Below are 16,654 nucleotides of genomic sequence, written 5' to 3' on the forward strand. Positions count from 1 at the left end.
TTAAAATAGGTCATAAATTCGATATAAAATCCATAAAATGCAAAGAAATCATATTCAAAATGCCGATAAGAAGCATAGTGAGAGCTAGCTTGCCAAGGAGGACGAACATGATTTGCGACAATTGCAGCACCTTTGAACCGATTGAGGATCAGGGGACCATTCATATGAAGCCTGCAAGTGGAGAGCTTATTCAGTTGCTGGCAGTGAACGGCTACGCGGTACAAGAGAACAATGAGGGTTGTGCTGTAAACTACAAGGTACGCGCGGACCTGATCTCCATGATGAAGTGTCTGCAGCCCCTTCCGCTGAAGATTCGTCAAGAGCTGTCCTTCTGTGTTACCGACGGAGAAGCTCCGCAAATCCGGCATTCGTGGACCCCTATGCAGAAGTTCGAACTGCAGATGGAGCATTACGATATGGTAAGTATCATTTTACATAAGCAGTTTACGAGCTATATGCAGCCCATCGTGGATTCATCCGAGCAGATCGTTGCCTACGAATTTCTCCTTCGTCCGGTAGATGGGGGAGCCAGGTTCCAGCCGTATGAGCTGTTTGAGACAGCCCGTAAAACCGGATTGCATGCATTCCTGGACCGGGCGGCACGAACCAGTGCCATTGAGACCAGTGCCGAGTGGCTTCCCATCGGCGTGAAGCGATTCGTGAACTTCCTGCCATCCTCCATATATGATGCGCAGATGTGTCTAAGCCACACCTTCCATACCATAGACAGGCTCCATCTGGATCCGAGGGACTTCGTATTTGAGGTTGTGGAAACCGAGAAGATTGATGATGTTGAGCATTTGCAATCGATTTTCGAGGTGTATCGCAGTCATGGAATCTCGGTAGCCATGGATGACGTTGGTGCAGGTTATTCCACATTGGAGCAGATGATTAAGCTTAAGCCGGATTATGTAAAGATCGACCGAAGTCTGATCGACCATTGCGATCGTAATCCCGGGCAGCAGGAGCAACTCAAAATGATCACGAACAAGGCTCATGATTTTGGGGCCATGGTGCTGGCTGAAGGCATTGAGAGACGGGAGGAGTTTCATTTTTGCCGAGATATCGGGATCGAGCTCTCGCAGGGGTATTTGTTTGGGAAGCCATCTGAACGGCCTCCGCGTGATCCCCATTCTCAACTCATTTATTCATAGCATACATAATCGGTATTTCTCCCGCCATCGGGATGCGAAGCTTTGCATCTGATTGTCACAGCCTTTGGCTGAGTTCAGATGATATAGATGCTTGGCGTGGATGAAAACGAGCCCTTTAAGAAGGAGCAATGATGCCTGAAGGAGCCCGTTTTCTGTAAAAACAAGAGCCCTGGAATGTTCTCCAGGGCTCTTATTTTTATATAACTCGGTAGTTTTTATTAGACGTATGCCTGTTATCTTGCGGCTTGGACCTCTCCAAATCCGTCGATGCTGTACTCCTTGCCATTCACGTTCAGGACAGCCGGCGTATCCGTTTCGTTGACGATGATGGTTTCCTTGCCTTTGACGCTGACCTTCAGGCGGGAACCGCGGAACATCACCTTGAAGGAGAAGGAAGACCAGTGACCTGGAATGAATGGATTCAAATGCAATACGCCGTCCTTCACGCGCAAGCCGCCGAAGCCATGCACAACGGACATCCAGGTTCCCGCCATACTGGTTGTATGACAGCCGTCCTCGGTATCGTTGTTGTAGTTGTCCAGATCCAGGCGAGCTGTACGGAGGTACATCTCGTACGCCTTCTCCTGGTACCCAAGCTCGCACGCGAGAATGGAGTGTACGCAAGGCGAGAGGGAGGACTCATGCACCGTGAACGGTTCATAGAAGTCGAAGTTGCGTTTTTTCGTAGCCAAGTCGTACTGGTCGCCAAGGAAGAACAAGCCTTGCAGCACGTCAGCCTGCTTAATGTACACCGAGCGCAGAATGCGGTCCCAGGACCAGTTCTGATTGAGTGGCAGGTGGGCTGGATCCAATTCCTTCACAGGGACAAGCTCCTTGTTGAGGAATCCGTCCTGCTGCAGGAATACGCCGAGCTCCTCATCGACCGGGTAGTACATTTTGCTGATGATATCCTGCCATTTGGCCGTTTCGACATCCTGCAGCCCCAGCTTCGCCGCAAGCTCGGCATAGCGGGAATTCTCGTTCTCTTTCAAATATTCGAGCACGTCAAGCGTGTATTCCATCGTCCAGCTGGCAATGCGGTTAGTATACCAGTTGTTGTTGACGTTGTTCTCGTACTCGTTCGGACCGGTGACCCCGAGCATCATATACTGATCCTTCGCCGGCACGTAATTCACGCGCTCTTCCCAGAAGCGGGAAATTTCGACGAGCACTTCCAGACCGTATTGGCCGAGGTAAGAGAAGTCGCCGGTATAGTTTACATAGTTATAGATGGCATAGGCAATCGCGCCGTTACGGTGGATTTCTTCAAACGTAATTTCCCACTCGTTATGGCATTCCTCGCCGTTCATCGTCACCATAGGATAGAGGGCGCCTTTGGTAAAGCCGAGCTTCTTGGCGTTTTCCTTCGCTTTTTCCAGGTGTTTATAACGATAGATCAGCAGGTTGCGCGAAATGCTGGCGTCCGCGGTGCTCAGGTAGAACGGCAGGCAATAAGCCTCGGTATCCCAGTAGGTGCTGCCGCCGTATTTTTCACCGGTGAAGCCCTTCGGCCCGATGTTCAGACGGTCGTCTTCGCCGCTGTAGGTTTGGTTCAGCTGGAAGATGTTGAAGCGGATCGCTTGCTGGGCCGCCACATCGCCTTCAATGACGATATCGCTTTCCTTCCATTTGTCGCCCCACGCATCCGCCTGCTCCTTCAGCAGCATCTCAAATCCGGTTTCGACCGCCGGCTCCAGCACAGCACGTGCAGCATCCACCAATTCGCCGAATCCATGATTGCGGGATGTGACGTTGGCTACATATTTATAGATGGTGATGGCTTCGCCTTCAGATACGGATACGTTTACGCGGTTCACCGCATACTTCTCTTTTTCCACCAGTTCGGCCTGAAGATCCAGCTTCGCGCCGTTCTTAAGGATGCTATATGACATGACGGAGGTCACATGGAAATCGAGTTTCTTGGTCTTTACGGTCAATGCGGCCGAGCCTTCCGCCGCTTCTTTGAATACCTCCAGCCAGAACTTCTCGTCATAGTTGGAGTCTTTGTTCTTCACATCGCCATCGAGATAAGGCGTAACCGTAAGTTCTCCAGCAAAATTGAGCGGAGTTACGGCATATCGAATGGCGCCGATCTCGTGGCGAACAATGCTGACAAAACGGACAGCTTCAACTTTGAGCTCCTTGCCGTTTTCCATGACAGCGGTAAAGCTGCGGGAGAGGAAGCCTTCTTTCATATTCAGCTCGCGCACAAAATCCTTCACCGTGCATTTGGCCAGATCAAGCGGCGTGCCGTCGATTTCAATGCCGATGCCAATCCAGTTGGTGCTGTTCAGCACTTTGGCAAAATATTCAGGATAACCGTTCTTCCACCAGCCTACACGGGTTTTATCCGGATAATACACGCCGGCCATATAACTGCCTTGCAGGGAAGAACCGCTGTAGGATTCCTCGAAGTTGGCGCGCTGGCCCATAAATCCGTTACCAATACTGAAGATACTCTCCGAGATCTCATGCGTGTGAGGATCAAAGCCCTCCTCAATAATTGACCATTCATCAAGCTTTAAATATTGTTTCACAATCATCGGCTCCTTTGTTTTTAGGAAAAATGGTTGCAGTTCTATATGGGATGAAACTACCGGATGCCGTAAGCGTGTCGCATTCGCTTACAACTCCAGCAGACGATCCACCGTGAAACCTTCCAGGGAGGGAAGAACGATGTTGGCGCGCCCCAAGGTTTCAGGCGACCCGATACCGACGCTCCGCATTCCTGCGCGGATGGCGGCTTCGATGCCGGCCTCGGCATCCTCGAATACGACGCAGGCGTCAGGCCGGGCGCCAAGCTCGCGGGCTCCCATCGTAAATACCTCGGGATCCGGCTTCGCTTGGGCAGTCTTCGTTCCATCGATGATAGCGTCGAAATAAGGAGTCAGGCCGGTATTGTTCAGGATCAGCATCGCGTTCTTGCTGGCGGAGCCCAGCGCAACCTTGATGCCGCGGTCCTTCAGCGCTTGGATAAATTCGCGGGCTCCAGGCAAAATCTCGGATTCGTCCATGTTGGAAATATACTCGACATACCAAGCATTCTTCTTCTCGGCTAGCGCCAGCTTCGCGTCTTCATCGAGCGTAATTCCGCCAACCTCAAGCAGAATATCGAGGGAAGCCATGCGGCTTACACCCTTCAGGCGTTCATTGTCCTGCTCCGTAAATTCAAAGCCCAGCTCTCCGGCAAGACGCTTCCAGGCAATGTAGTGATACTTGGCGGTATCCACCAGCACGCCGTCAAGATCAAATAAACAAGCGGTTAGGTTTGACATGATCATCCTCCTTAATGAATTAGTGCAAACGTTTGAACCAAGCTGCAAAAATAAAGGAAGCACCACGATGCTTCTTTATTTTGATAATACTTCGTGTATTCCGCCATGTTTATCCAAACCTTATGATTTCGGCAGCGAAAACATCGAGGATTCGCGGATCATCAACCGGTGCGGAATGATATAGCGGTGCGGCAGTATCGTGTTGTCATCGTTACGAATGGTCTGGATCAGCGCTTGCGAAGCGGTATAACCCAGGTTGTAAATACCGATGTCCACACTGCTCAGCGGCGGGGTCGATAGTTCGGTCAATGAGATGTTATTGAAACTGATAATGGACACATCTTCGGGAACCTTATACCCCAGCTCGTGCAGTCCTCTCAGCACGCCGAAGGATACAATATCGTCAACAATAACAAGCGCCGTCGGACGTTCAGGCAGGTTCATGAAAAAGGACATGGCGCGATAGCCGCTCTCCTGAAGGAACTCGCCTTCGACAATCCATTCTTTTCTCATCTCCAGATTGGCATCGGCAAGCGCTTTGCCATAGCCTTTCATCCTGTCCTGAGAGACGATCAGGTTAGGCGGGCCGCTGACAAAGCCGATCCGTTGATGTCCAAGGGAGATCAGATGCTTGGTTGCATCATAGGCAGCCTGCACATTATCGGTATCGACGGATAACAGATCCGGGTATTTCTCGCTCCGGCCGACAAGCACGAACGGGTAGTTGTTGGACTTGAGAAAATCGACCACCTGATCGTCCTGCCTAGAGTACAGCAAAATGGCGCCGTCGACGCGGCGACCGTTAAGCAGCCGGGATACGGCTTCGACTTCTTCCTTCTCGTTGCCGCCCGAACTGAGAACGACGTCGTATCCGGAGCGGTTCGCTTGGGTGACGATCCCGCGGATCAGTTCCATGAAGAATAAGTTGAGGAACAATTCTTCCGCAGGTTTCGGCAGAATCACGCATATGCTTTCCGTCGTTTTGGAAACCAGGCTCTTGGCCATAATATTGGGATGGTAGCCCATTTCCTCCATGATCTCTTTTACCTTCCGCGAGGTTTCGCGGCTGATCCTAGGATGATTGGAAAGGACCCTTGAGACGGTGGAGGGGGATACGCCCGCTCGTTTTGCGACATCTTTAATCGTTACAGACATAATAGGACCTCCAGTGGAACCGTTTGCGTTTTTTTGAAAATAAGAAAGCGACTACTGGAGTTCTCTCTAATTTCAGAAGAGTAACTTCCGCTAATCGCGGACCGTTCTTCTTTATTTAATTGTGGGTCTGTCAGGCCCTGAGTATACATGATACCTATTGATTTAAAGCCATATTGATCCGGTTTGTTAAACGGTTTCACACTGCTATATTAACGTTAATCGATAGGCTTGTAAATACGTATCCAAGTCAGTCCAGCGCAAATATTTCACAAATACATCAAAAAAGAAGCAAGGGTTAGAAAACGGGAGAAAGTGCAGTGTTATAGTCAGAAAAGCCCGGAAAACAACTTAAAACGGCATTGTGCAAACGATTTAACAAAACAAAGAAGTAAGTTATGATATGGATGGATAAAAACGAGCCGTCATCTACGGAAGAAGATGAATGTTAAGTTGAACCACGAAATGTAACCGTTTTACTGGGAAACAATGATGAAATCGAATACAAACGTTTGCGCTATTCTAAGATAGCTGTAGAGATCCATTTGAATAGATAAGTGCAGCAACTGGATGAATTTCAGCTGCTGCAACGAACAGGAGGTAAACAACGTGATACGTTCTACATGGGGAAAACGCAGGGCTCTGCCTATATGGCTCGCTGTCTTTGCGCTTACGGGAAGTCTGCTGGCAGGCTGCAGCGGCACAGCGGCTCCGTCGCAAGAGGAGGCTAAGCCGCCGGCAGCCCCGGAAACAAAACAGCCGGATCCGAAAGCGCCCGAAGCAATGGAGACAGCGGAGGTGGATGAGCAGCCCTCCGACGTCTATTATGAGATCTTTGTACGCTCATTCTATGATTCCGATGGGGATGGGATCGGTGACTTACAAGGCGTCATTGAGAAGCTGGATTATCTGAATGACGGAAATCCGGAAACTTCAGAGGATCTTGGCGTGACGGGGATATGGCTGATGCCGATTAATCCTTCGCCGAGCTATCACGGCTATGATGTGACCGACTATCGTTCCATCCACCCGGACTACGGAACCCTAGATGACTTTAAGAAGCTGCTTGCCGAAGCGGATAAGCGCGGAATCAAGATTATTATGGATTTGGTAGTCAATCACACAAGCACGGAGCATGCCTGGTTCCAGCAGGCTGCCAAAGACAAGGCTTCGGCAACCCGCGATTGGTACATATGGGCCGAGGATCAAGGGAGGACTCCTTCAGGAGCCAGCGCGGCAGGCAGCGACTCGCCATGGCATGAGATCAACGGGGCCCATTACATGGGCACGTTCTGGGGCGGGATGCCGGACCTGAACTTTGATCATCCCAAGGTCCGCGAAGAGATGAAGGATATCGGGAAGTTCTGGCTGGAGCTGGGTGTCGACGGATTCCGGATCGATGCAGCCAAACATATTTATGAGGATCTGATGTCCGATAAAGGCGAAGCGACAACGGCTAAGAATACAGCATGGTGGCAGGAATTCCGCGCCAGCATGAATGAGGTGAATCCGGACGCTTATATTGTCGGGGAGATTTGGGATAATTCCGCTGCGGTCATTGCGCCGTATCTGGATAACGCGTTTGATTCCGGGTTCAACTTTAGCCTGGGCGAGAGCATCATCGGTGCCGCGATGAATGAAAAGGATAACAATCTGGCCTTCACCCTGGAGCGGATGTATGGTTTGTTCAGCCAAGTATCGGGCGGCAAGTTTACGGATGCCGCATTCTTGACGAATCATGACATGAACCGTGTCATGTCCCAGCTGAAGGACGATGAGAACCACGCCAAGATGGCCGCCGGCATTCTGCTGACCATGCCGGGCAATCCGTTTATTTATTACGGAGAAGAGATCGGGATGAAGGGAGCGAAACCGGACGAACAAATCCGCGAGCCGATGATCTGGTCCAATACGGGCAGCGATAAGGGGCAGACGACCTGGGAGCCGCTTAAGCATAATCGCGGCGATCAGGTGCAGGGCGTGGAACAGCAGATAGAAGACCCGGATTCTCTGCTGTCCCGTTACCGCACGCTGATCCGCTGGCGGAATGATATGCCTGCGCTGAACAGCGGAACGATTGAATCCTTTGCTTCCGGCAATGGGCAGGTGATGGCTTATATCCGCCGTTCCCAAGACAACAAAGCCCTTGTTGTCCACAATCTGTCAAGCGAAGAGCAGACGGTTGATTTGGCAGCAAAGAGCGGGGAATCGCCGTTCCAATCCTTGTCGAAAACAACGGATGATAGAGCGGCATTAGACGGCAAAGGTTTAACACTGCCGCCTTATACAACCGTCATATTGGAGTAAGTCGGTCTCAGCTTGTCTACTACAGTGGAACACAAAAAGACCGCGTACCCCCTTGGAAGGAGGGGGACTCGCGGTCTTTTTGCCGTTAGGATGCCTTCGCATGAGCCAAAAAAGGCCTAGATGTCTAGCCTTGAAACTGCCGTAAATATCTGGCTGTTAGGGAATGCGGGTTCTTCAGCAGATCGGCCGGTTTGCCGGAGAACAGGACATTCCCGCCGTCATGTCCCGCGCCGGGCCCCATGTCAATGATCCAATCCGCTTGGCTGATGATATCCAGGTTATGCTCAATCACAATGACCGTGCTGTTCTGAGCGACAAGTCGGTTGATGATGGACATAAGCCGCTCACAGTCGGACAGATGAAGGCCAGTTGAAGGTTCATCGAGCACATAAATTTCACCTTGCTTATCGAGCTCTGCCGCCAGCTTCACCCGCTGCCGTTCCCCTCCCGACAGCGTGCTTAAGGGCTGGCCGAGCGTCAAGTAACCCAGTCCAACATGCTCAATGCGCTGAAGCGCGGCCACGATACCCTGTTCCGTGAAATAATCCAGCGCTTCGTCGGTGGTCATGGCGAGCACGTCACTGATGTTTCTACCGCGAAGTTGATAGCCCAGAACGTCATCATGAAAGCGGCGGCCCTGGCAGGCTTCGCAAACCGTAACCAGGCTGTCCATAAAAGCCAGATCCATCGTAATCGTGCCGGAGCCGTTACATACCGGACAAGCCCCCTTTGCGTTAAAGCTGAACAGGGAAGGACTTACCCGATTCTCGTTGGCGAACAGCTTGCGGATAGCATCAAAAATGCCGGTAAACGTCGCGATATTGGAGCGGTTGGATGCCTGGATCATGTCCTGATTGATAATGACGGCCTCCGGATAAACGTTCGGCAGCACCTGGTTAATGAGTGTGCTTTTGCCTGACCCGGCAACGCCTGTTACCACGGTCAGCACCCCGGCGGGAATGCTCACGGATACCTGCTTCAGATTGTGAAGTGAGGCGTCTTTGATGCGCAGCCATCCAGCCGGCTCCCGGACCGCGGACTTTAAGCGGGTGCGTTGACTGAGATATTTACCTGTCAGGGTGTTGGCGTGCCGTAACCCTTCCGGGTCCCCCTCGTACACGATCGTACCGCCAGCGGTGCCTGCTCGCGGCCCCATATCTACAATATGATCCGCAATCCGGATGACGTCCGGATCATGCTCCACGATGATGACCGTGTTCCCCTTATCCCGAAGCTGTTGCAGCAGGCGGTTCATGTTATGCACATCGTGCGGATGCAGGCCAATGCTGGGCTCGTCAAAAATATACGTTAAATCCGTCAAGCTGCTCCCCAGCTGGCGCACCATTTTGATGCGCTGGGACTCGCCTCCGGACAGTGTTGCGGTTTCCCGGTCCATCGTCAGGTAACCGATCCCGACCAGAAGTAGCTGCTCCAGCCGAGTGATGCAGGTATCCACGACAGTTGCTGCCGCCGGATCCTCGATCGTCTGCAAAAAAGCGATCAGCTCATTGACCTGCATCCGTGCACAGTCGGCGATGGATGTGCCGTTGATTTTGCAGGAGAGCACCTCCTGATTCAGTCTCCCGCCATGGCATAACGGGCAGGCGGTCTCAGCCACCACTTGATCAATAGCTTCCCTGTACGTCCTCGCATCCCGTGAATCCTTGCTCAGGAACGTCCGCTCCAACCGGGGTATAATGCCTTCATAATACGAGGTGGGCGGCCATTCCTCCGTTGGGCTCGGCGGTTTAAAACCGGTTTTGTACAGCAGCGTGTCCCATTCTTCCTCGGTGTAATCCTTCAATTTCTTATCATTATCAAACAGGCCTGTAGCGACATAACGCTTCCAGCGGAACTCCCCCGGGCGGAATGTCGGGAACCGGATGGGGCCTTCGTTCAGCGATTTCTCCTTGTCGATCAAGTTCTCGATCCGAAAGCTGTTCACTTTGCCGAGTCCCTCGCAATGGGGGCACATGCCTTGAGGGTTGTTAAAGGAAAAGACGTCCGAATATCCGACAAAGGGCCGGCCTATTCGTGAGAATAACAAGCGCAGCAAGGAATGGATATCGGTAATGGTTCCCACGGTTGAACGGGCATTGCCGCCGATTCTTTTCTGATTGACGACGATGGCCACCGACAGGTTTTCAACCGAATCCACCTCCGGCTGTCCGTAATGGGGGAGGCGATGGCGAATAAAGCTGGAATACGTCTCATTTAGCTGACGCTGGGATTCCGCGGCAATCGTATCGAAGACCATGGCGGATTTGCCGGAACCGGACACACCGGTGAACACCGTGATTTGTTTTTTGGGGATCGAGAGGCTCACGTTACGCAGGTTTTTGTTGCGGGCACCATTAACCTTGATGGCCTGTTCCATAGGGTTGCACATCATGAGGGCTCCTTTCTTGTATCGTTTTGACCTTGACACAGCAATAGCATATCTTATAAACATGACAATTATTGTCTAGTTATAACGTGTGAGGTGGGTATTATGTCAAAAGTGAAACAGCTCATGGATGTCATCATGTATGTCAATGCCAAAAGGAGCTTTACCGCTCAGGAAGTGGCCGATGAATTCGGCGTTTCCGTTCGCACGGCGCACCGGTATCTAACCGAGATCAGCGACATGGGCGTTCCCTTATATACGGAGCAAGGGCGGCACGGGGGATACCGTACATTGAAGAGCCGCGTTCTTCCTCCGATCCTGTTCGATGAAGATGAAGTGTTTGCTATATTTTTTGCTTTTCAAGCTTTGAAGCGTTATACCTCGTTGCCGTTCGAGCTGAATATCGGCTCTGCCTCCCGCAAGCTGCTGGCCGGATTTCCGGAGGATACCAAAATAATGATCAGCCGCCTGGAATCGGTGCTGACGTTCTGGAGTCCAAACAGAACCGCAGGGTCCCCTTATCTAAAAGACGTCATTGAAGCCGCTCTTCATCAGCGGGCTATACGGATCAGCTATCGTTCCAAATCGGGCACGAGCGACCGGGAAGTGCTGCCGATCGGCGTTTATGCCCAGGATGGTTTATGGTATATGCCCGCGGTGGAGCATGGGAAGGAAGGGGTGCGCCTGTTCCGCATGGACCGAATGGAATCCTTAGCCCTGACCGATAACACCTATGAGGCGGACATTAGCATGCAAGAATGGCTCGAGGATTACCCCATTCGGGAGCCGGTTCGATTGTATGCAGAGCTGACTAGGGAAGGGGCGAGACAGTGCGAGAGCATTCCGTGGCTGGAGAACGAGGTAGCCATGCAAGACGAGCACCGGGGCATTGTGGATACAACCATTGATGGCCATGATCTTGAATATGTCGCTCAAATCTTCCTGCGTCTGGGTACGGAAGCGAAAGTCATTGAACCTCCGGAGATCGTTGATATGCTCAGGGAGAAGGCAAGGCAGCTGAGCCTGCACTACGGATTGCCGGGTTAGCGAATCATATGCCTGCACGCCGGGTCTCCCATGATACAATGACAAATGATGGATCAATGTATACCTACATAGATACGGGAGTCTTTTTTGTTTTGAAGGACCTAAGGAGCTCCTTCTAAGGGGATATGATTATTTGCACGAGAAAGGAAGATGGTTCATGAGCGCATGCATTCTATATATCGAGGATGACCGGGAGATCGGCGGGTGGGTCAGTGAGTTTCTTAAGGACAAGGGGTATGAGGTGCGATGGCTGCTCAGCGGAGAGAAGGCCGTAGGGGAAGCAGCTTCGTGTGCGGTCGTTGTTCTGGATGTTATGCTTCCGGGACTTGACGGCTTTACAGTCGGGCAGCGTCTCAAAAAGGCTTATCCCGGATTGCCCATCCTGATGCTGTCGGCTCGAACCTCCATTGACGATAAGCTGCAGGGGCTTGAGTTCGCCGATGATTACTTGACGAAGCCCTTCCACCCGGACGAGCTGGCTGCCCGTCTCGAGGTGCTTCTGCGTCGATCCGTCGTCAAATCCGCGGAGCCCATGAGAGTGAAGCACTTATCGGTATACGAAGCCGAGAATCGGATCGTGAACGAGGATACCGGCGAGGAGACGCTGCTGACCGGTAAACAGCATCAAATTTTTATGTACCTGCTCCAGCATCAGGGGCGTGTCATGACCAAGGAGCAAATATATGAGTCGGTCTGGGGAGAGTCATATATCGAAGGGGACAAGACGCTGATGGTCCACATCCGGTATCTGCGCGAGAAGCTGGAGCGGGATCCCGCCAACCCGGAGATTATTGAGACGGTTCGCGGGCTTGGTTATCGGGTGAGAGCATGAGATGGAGAAAGAAGCAGGGAAGGTTCCGCAATTCGCTGACCAACCGGTATTTGCTGTTGATTTTGATGGCCATGATCTTCATGCCGATCATGTTTCCGTTAGCGTCGATTTTTTACTGGTTCGTGAACGATACCTTCTCGAACCGTCCGCCGACCCCTGCAGGGAAATATACCAGCGGTGCCGCGTTAGAGAGAATGTGGCACGAGGAAGCAGCCGGATTAAGCGGAGCTTCGCCGGAGGCCATTGAGCAGAAGCTGAATTCGATACGGCAGGAGTATCCGGAGATCTCCATGTTCTGGGTGGATGGCGGCAATGAGACCAGGCTGCAGCTGCCGGTGCAGCCTAACCTGCCCGAGGTATGGAGCGCGCTCTATACCGTGCAATTTATGAAAAACTCTAGGGATAGCGATCCGTTCACTTCCGTGGCTTTTATCGGGGGAGAGGGATCGGGAGAAGGATTCATGGTCATGCAGCTGCCGAGAAAATACTTGAATGTCCAGCAGCCCATTGCGAGCGAAACAGCATTGTACGGGGTGTTCACAGCTTCGATGTCCGGCCTGTTCATTCTGATCTCCTGGCTGTTCTTCGTGCGTATTCGCAAGCGGCTGCTGCGGCTTCGTACGGCTATGAAGTCGTCCCATACGGTAACGGGCATACCGCAGCCGGTTACGTTAACCAAGTATGACGAGATTGGGCAGCTGGAAGAGGGCTATAACGATATGGTCATCCAGTTGGAAGAGGGGCAGCACCGCCAGCGCGAGGAAGAAGAGCTGCGCAAATCCCTGATCGCCAATCTGTCTCATGATCTGAGAACCCCCCTGACGGTGATTCGAAGCCATATTTTCTCCATGGAACGGGAGCCGCTGAGCCCGAAGGGGAAAGAATCGCTGTCACTCATTGAATCGAAAATCGCGGATTTAGGCGGTCTGATCGACAACCTGTTGTCCTACAACCTGCTCACCAGCGGCAGAGTGCAGCTGAGCATGGGGCCAACCGACGTTCTGCGAATCGTCAAGGAAAGCGCGGCGGCCTGGTATCCCGTGTGGGAGAAGGAGGGAATCGAACCCGATATCCAGGTGCGCGACGAGCCGCTCAGTTGGAACGTGGACGTGCTGTGGTTCCGACGACTTCTTGATAATCTGTTTCAAAATGTCGTCCGCCACGCCAAATCCGGGCAGTACATCGGAATACACACCGAGGAGAGAGAAGGGCTTGAGGGCGTGCTTGTCATTTCGGATCACGGACCTGGAATCGAAAGCGACTCCGGCAACAAGGGCACAGGCATCGGCCTGGCCATCGTGGATCACCTGACAAGGGAAATGGGGCTTGGATGCCATGTGGTAAGCTCGGATGAGGGAACGAGGATCAGCATCTGGAAGCGGTGAGGAATCAGGGAGTGCATGCTGGCGAAGAGCGAGATCGTTTCTAGCGGGAGTTATATGCAATTCAAGTAACCTACCTCAGTTACGAGCAGTAAGGCTAGTATGTGAAGGATTTAAACCACCCAAGTAGTTTTTAGAAAGTTATTTCGAACCGTCGGATACGAGAAGGAACCGGAAATTGCCGGTTCCTTTTTTGGTTGCGGAATATACATAAGCGTGCGTGTTTCGGGGTGTTCTTGGAATGGCAGTCAACCTATGTGATTTAAAAAGTGACGGGGTAGGCATTTTTGGTTACGGTGCGTCTGGTTTTTACTATGAACTTTCCACGTGTACACCAGCGGAGGGGACGGAATCGTTGCTGGAGAAGCGAAGCGGTCGCCTTTAAATCCGGGAAACCACCCTTGGGCAAATTACAGTTTCCTGGATTTAACAGCGATCGGAAGAACGATCCGGCACCGGAGCGGCCTTAGCTGCGCGAAGCTGCTCTAGCTCTTTTCACGAAGTCATTCCTATCTGCACAGAAGCTCCAGCGACAGAGATCCACGAAAATTCCCACGATGGTGGCAGACACTTCGAAACCGTTTGGATAGGCTGCCAGCTTTTTTAAAGAAAATTTAAACTTGGGGCCGACCGGCATTTAACCTTGGACAGGTAGGATATTACCTGAGGTGATGAACGTGACGGAACTCGTCATTCAAACGAAAGGCTTATATAAAATATACAAAAAGCGCGCAGCAGTCGTAGATTTGAACCTGGAGATCGCACGCGGCGACATTTATGGCTTCCTTGGACCGAACGGCGCCGGGAAAACAACGACCATCCGCATGCTGCTCGGACTCATTCAACCGACGCGCGGCGCGATTCATTTGTTCGGCAAGGATTTGAAAAGTGAAAAAATGGACATTTTGCGCCGGACCGGATCACTCGTGGAGTATCCTTCGTATTACGGCCATTTGACGGCCGTTGAGAATCTGGAAGCGATTCGCCGGATCACCGGCGGGCCGAAGTCCCGCATCGCGGAAGTGCTGGAGATCGTCTCCTTGACGAAGGAGGCCAAGCGCCCGGTCAAGGGATACTCGCTTGGGATGAAGCAGCGTCTTGGCATCGCAGCTGCCCTGCTGAACAATCCGGAGCTGCTCATTCTGGATGAGCCGACCAACGGCCTGGATCCGTCCGGCATACATGAAATCCGGGAGCTGATCAAGAATATGCCGCGCCAATACGGCATTACCGTGCTGGTATCCAGTCACCTGCTGGGCGAGGTCGAGCAGATGGCGGACAAAGTCGGCATTATCCGTGAAGGAAGGATGGTGTTCCAGGATACGATCGACAATCTGGTATCCACGGCTTCCAGCGGTTTCCGTCTGTCGGTGTCCGAGCCGGAGTTAGCACTCGGCTTGGCGCTGGACCTGGGCTGCGAAGGAGTCCTGCGTAATCAGATGCTGGAGCTGGAAAGCATGCAGGACGCGAAGATTGCGCTGCTCGTGAAGCGGCTCGTGGAGAATCAGCACGCGGTGTACCGGGTGGAAGAGCAGCGGAGGTCGCTCGAGGATATTTTCATGCAGATCGTAGGGGAGGGAAGCCGGGTATGATGTTCCGTGCGCTTTCCGCCGATTGGCTGAAGATCCGGGGCAAGGGCATTTGGTTTCTCGCTGCGCTCGGTCCCATCGGGCTGGCAGCGATGCAAGGGCTGAACTTCGGACTTCGCTATGATTACCTGATGAAATCCTACGCGGCAGATCCTTGGGGCGGGCTGCTCGAGAACGTGCTGTTTTATGTACCGATTGCCCTCTTTCTTGGGATCACGCTGGTCTGCTCGCTGATGGCCAACGTGGAGCATCAGCTGAGCTCGTGGAAACAGCTGCTGGCATTGCCTATTTCCAGAACAGCGGTATTCAGTGCCAAGTTCGTACAGGCCTTCCTCATTCTCTGCGTATCCTGTCTCCTTCTGTCGATCAGTACCGCCGTGCTCGGCATCATACTGGGGATGGGGGCGGAGCAAATGCCTTATATGGATCTGCTGCGCATTGGCTTTGTACAGCTATTTGCGGCGCTTCCCATGCTGGCTTTTCAGCTGTGGATGTCTTTGACGCTTAAGAACCAGGGGATTGCGGTTGGGATCGGGATTACCGCCTCTGTGGTGTCGATGTTTGCCCTGCAATTCCCCGATTGGATGCCGCTAAAGTGGCCGCTGCTGGCTTATATGGGGCCGGGAGAAGTCAAGGTCATCGGAGCGGGTTTGCTGCTGGGCGCGGTCATAACGTGCGTTGGCCTGATTCATTTTAACCGAAAGGATGTGGACTAAGATGACATCCTATAGAAGAGCGGTGTCCGCAGAGTGGCTAAAACTGTCGAAATCGAAGCTATGGCCGCAAATCTTCTTGTGTGCGATCCTGGTCATGCTGCTGGGCATATTAAATGGAAAGCCTGAGGAGCTTGCGCCATGGGAGTACTTGATCAGCATTATGATCATTCTGCATGCGATGCTGCTGCTCCCGATTCTGACGGGGATTTTTAGTGCCATGGTGTGTCGGTATGAGCATTCGGGCGGGGGATGGAAGCAGCTGCTTGTCCTGCCGGTTTCACGCGGCACCGTCTATTTTGCGAAGTTCTCGGTGGTAGCCATGCTGCTGGCCGTCGTCCAGTTACTGTTCATGGGAGCTCTGCTGGGAGCCGGTTTGATCCACAAGGTGGATGCCCCGATACCGTGGGAAATGCTGCTGCGCAGCCTGCTTGGCGGTTGGGTTGCTTGCTTGCCGCTGGCCGCGCTGCAGCTTGGAGTCTCCACAGCCTGGAGCAGCTTTGCCGCTCCGCTGGCATTGAACGTCGTTTTTACCATACCGAACATGCTGGTGGCCAACTCGCAGACGTATGCCCCTTACTATCCTTGGACGCAGCCGTTTCTGGCGATGATGCCGGAGGGTCAAGCCGATTTCGGCGCATTCAACCTGCCGTTCGAAAGCCTCATGACCGTCGTGGTTGGCGGGTTTCTACTGTTCTTTCTTGCAGGCTTTATCTATTTTCAGCGGAAAGAAGTGTAAGCATTCAGAACCGGAAAAAATCGGTTGAATCATGACAAAGAGCTGCCCCGGGTCTTTTTGGCCTACGGAGCAGCTCTT

At 52.5% G+C, this 16,654-nt stretch carries 13 protein-coding genes; 9 read left to right on the top strand and 4 right to left on the bottom strand.

Going from position 1 to position 16,654, the window contains the following annotated elements:
- The first annotated feature begins 107 nt into the window (after positions 1–107).
- Positions 108–1,154 carry an EAL domain-containing protein gene (locus tag BJP58_RS22945; protein WP_194540709.1) on the top strand — a complete coding sequence of 349 codons (1,047 nt, stop codon included), beginning with the start codon at positions 108–110 and terminating at the stop codon, positions 1,152–1,154.
- 233 nt (positions 1,155–1,387) lie between these two features.
- Here BJP58_RS22945 and BJP58_RS22950 read toward each other — a convergent pair whose 3' ends face one another.
- The 3 genes from BJP58_RS22950 to BJP58_RS22960 all read right to left on the bottom strand — a co-directional run bounded on the left by BJP58_RS22950 (position 1,388) and on the right by BJP58_RS22960 (position 5,584).
- Complete coding sequence (locus BJP58_RS22950; protein WP_194540710.1) at positions 1,388–3,691, bottom strand: glycoside hydrolase family 65 protein; 2,304 nt, start codon at positions 3,689–3,691, stop codon at positions 1,388–1,390.
- A gap of 87 nt (positions 3,692–3,778) precedes the next feature.
- Complete coding sequence (pgmB, locus tag BJP58_RS22955; RefSeq protein WP_194540711.1) at positions 3,779–4,429, bottom strand: beta-phosphoglucomutase; 651 nt, start codon at positions 4,427–4,429, stop codon at positions 3,779–3,781.
- 120 nt (positions 4,430–4,549) lie between these two features.
- The gene (locus BJP58_RS22960) at positions 4,550–5,584 is read right to left on the bottom strand and encodes a LacI family DNA-binding transcriptional regulator (protein ID WP_194540712.1); all 1,035 of its coding nucleotides are present in this window, start codon (positions 5,582–5,584) and stop codon (positions 4,550–4,552) included.
- A 606-nt stretch (positions 5,585–6,190) separates the two neighbouring features.
- On the opposite strand from BJP58_RS22960, the gene BJP58_RS22965 reads away from it, so the two are divergent.
- Entirely contained in the window at positions 6,191–7,888 is a 1,698-nt protein-coding gene (locus tag BJP58_RS22965) for an alpha-amylase family glycosyl hydrolase (protein ID WP_194540713.1), read from the top strand.
- A 124-nt stretch (positions 7,889–8,012) separates the two neighbouring features.
- Here BJP58_RS22965 and BJP58_RS22970 read toward each other — a convergent pair whose 3' ends face one another.
- Positions 8,013–10,265, bottom strand: a complete 2,253-nt coding sequence (locus BJP58_RS22970) for an ATP-binding cassette domain-containing protein (protein ID WP_194540714.1) — start codon at positions 10,263–10,265, stop codon at positions 8,013–8,015.
- 114 nt (positions 10,266–10,379) lie between these two features.
- Here BJP58_RS22970 and BJP58_RS22975 point away from each other — a divergent pair, with 114 nt between their 5' ends.
- The 7 genes from BJP58_RS22975 to BJP58_RS23005 all read left to right on the top strand — a co-directional run bounded on the left by BJP58_RS22975 (position 10,380) and on the right by BJP58_RS23005 (position 16,576).
- On the top strand, positions 10,380–11,321 hold the full coding sequence (locus tag BJP58_RS22975; RefSeq protein WP_194540715.1) for a helix-turn-helix transcriptional regulator: 942 nt from the start codon (positions 10,380–10,382) through the stop codon (positions 11,319–11,321).
- Between the two features lie 157 nt (positions 11,322–11,478).
- Complete coding sequence (locus BJP58_RS22980; protein ID WP_071222186.1) at positions 11,479–12,153, top strand: response regulator transcription factor; 675 nt, start codon at positions 11,479–11,481, stop codon at positions 12,151–12,153.
- Positions 12,150–13,538, top strand: coding sequence for a sensor histidine kinase (locus BJP58_RS22985; protein ID WP_194540716.1), 1,389 nt, complete (start codon positions 12,150–12,152; stop codon positions 13,536–13,538). The genes BJP58_RS22980 and BJP58_RS22985 overlap by 4 nt, the downstream gene beginning before the upstream one ends.
- Before the next feature lie 324 nt (positions 13,539–13,862).
- The gene (locus BJP58_RS22990; protein WP_194540717.1) at positions 13,863–14,024 is read left to right on the top strand and encodes a hypothetical protein; all 162 of its coding nucleotides are present in this window, start codon (positions 13,863–13,865) and stop codon (positions 14,022–14,024) included.
- A gap of 182 nt (positions 14,025–14,206) precedes the next feature.
- The gene (locus BJP58_RS22995) at positions 14,207–15,127 is read left to right on the top strand and encodes an ABC transporter ATP-binding protein (RefSeq protein ID WP_374198254.1); all 921 of its coding nucleotides are present in this window, start codon (positions 14,207–14,209) and stop codon (positions 15,125–15,127) included.
- Positions 15,124–15,840 (top strand): ABC transporter permease, encoded by a 717-nt coding sequence (locus BJP58_RS23000; RefSeq protein WP_194540718.1) that lies wholly within the window; start codon positions 15,124–15,126, stop codon positions 15,838–15,840. The genes BJP58_RS22995 and BJP58_RS23000 overlap by 4 nt, the downstream gene beginning before the upstream one ends.
- 1 nt (position 15,841) lies before the next feature.
- The gene (locus BJP58_RS23005; RefSeq protein WP_194540719.1) at positions 15,842–16,576 is read left to right on the top strand and encodes an ABC transporter permease; all 735 of its coding nucleotides are present in this window, start codon (positions 15,842–15,844) and stop codon (positions 16,574–16,576) included.
- Positions 16,577–16,654 lie beyond the last annotated feature (78 nt).

This window comes from Paenibacillus sp. JZ16, from assembly GCF_015326965.1.
In the GTDB taxonomy this organism is placed as follows: domain Bacteria; phylum Bacillota; class Bacilli; order Paenibacillales; family Paenibacillaceae; genus Paenibacillus_AQ.

What these genes read in the sequence shown, in the direction of transcription:
- BJP58_RS22945 (WP_194540709.1), top strand. Translation starts at nt 108, where the DNA reads ATGATTTGCGACAATTGCAGCACCTTTGAACCGATTGAGGATCAGGGG.
- pgmB (WP_194540711.1), bottom strand. Translation starts at nt 4,429, where the DNA reads ATGTCAAACCTAACCGCTTGTTTATTTGATCTTGACGGCGTGCTGGTG.
- BJP58_RS22960 (WP_194540712.1), bottom strand. Translation starts at nt 5,584, where the DNA reads ATGTCTGTAACGATTAAAGATGTCGCAAAACGAGCGGGCGTATCCCCC.
- BJP58_RS22970 (WP_194540714.1), bottom strand. Translation starts at nt 10,265, where the DNA reads ATGGAACAGGCCATCAAGGTTAATGGTGCCCGCAACAAAAACCTGCGT.
- BJP58_RS22975 (WP_194540715.1), top strand. Translation starts at nt 10,380, where the DNA reads ATGTCAAAAGTGAAACAGCTCATGGATGTCATCATGTATGTCAATGCC.
- BJP58_RS22980 (WP_071222186.1), top strand. Translation starts at nt 11,479, where the DNA reads ATGAGCGCATGCATTCTATATATCGAGGATGACCGGGAGATCGGCGGG.
- BJP58_RS22985 (WP_194540716.1), top strand. Translation starts at nt 12,150, where the DNA reads ATGAGATGGAGAAAGAAGCAGGGAAGGTTCCGCAATTCGCTGACCAAC.
- BJP58_RS22995 (WP_374198254.1), top strand. Translation starts at nt 14,207, where the DNA reads ATGAACGTGACGGAACTCGTCATTCAAACGAAAGGCTTATATAAAATA.
- BJP58_RS23000 (WP_194540718.1), top strand. Translation starts at nt 15,124, where the DNA reads ATGATGTTCCGTGCGCTTTCCGCCGATTGGCTGAAGATCCGGGGCAAG.
- BJP58_RS23005 (WP_194540719.1), top strand. Translation starts at nt 15,842, where the DNA reads ATGACATCCTATAGAAGAGCGGTGTCCGCAGAGTGGCTAAAACTGTCG.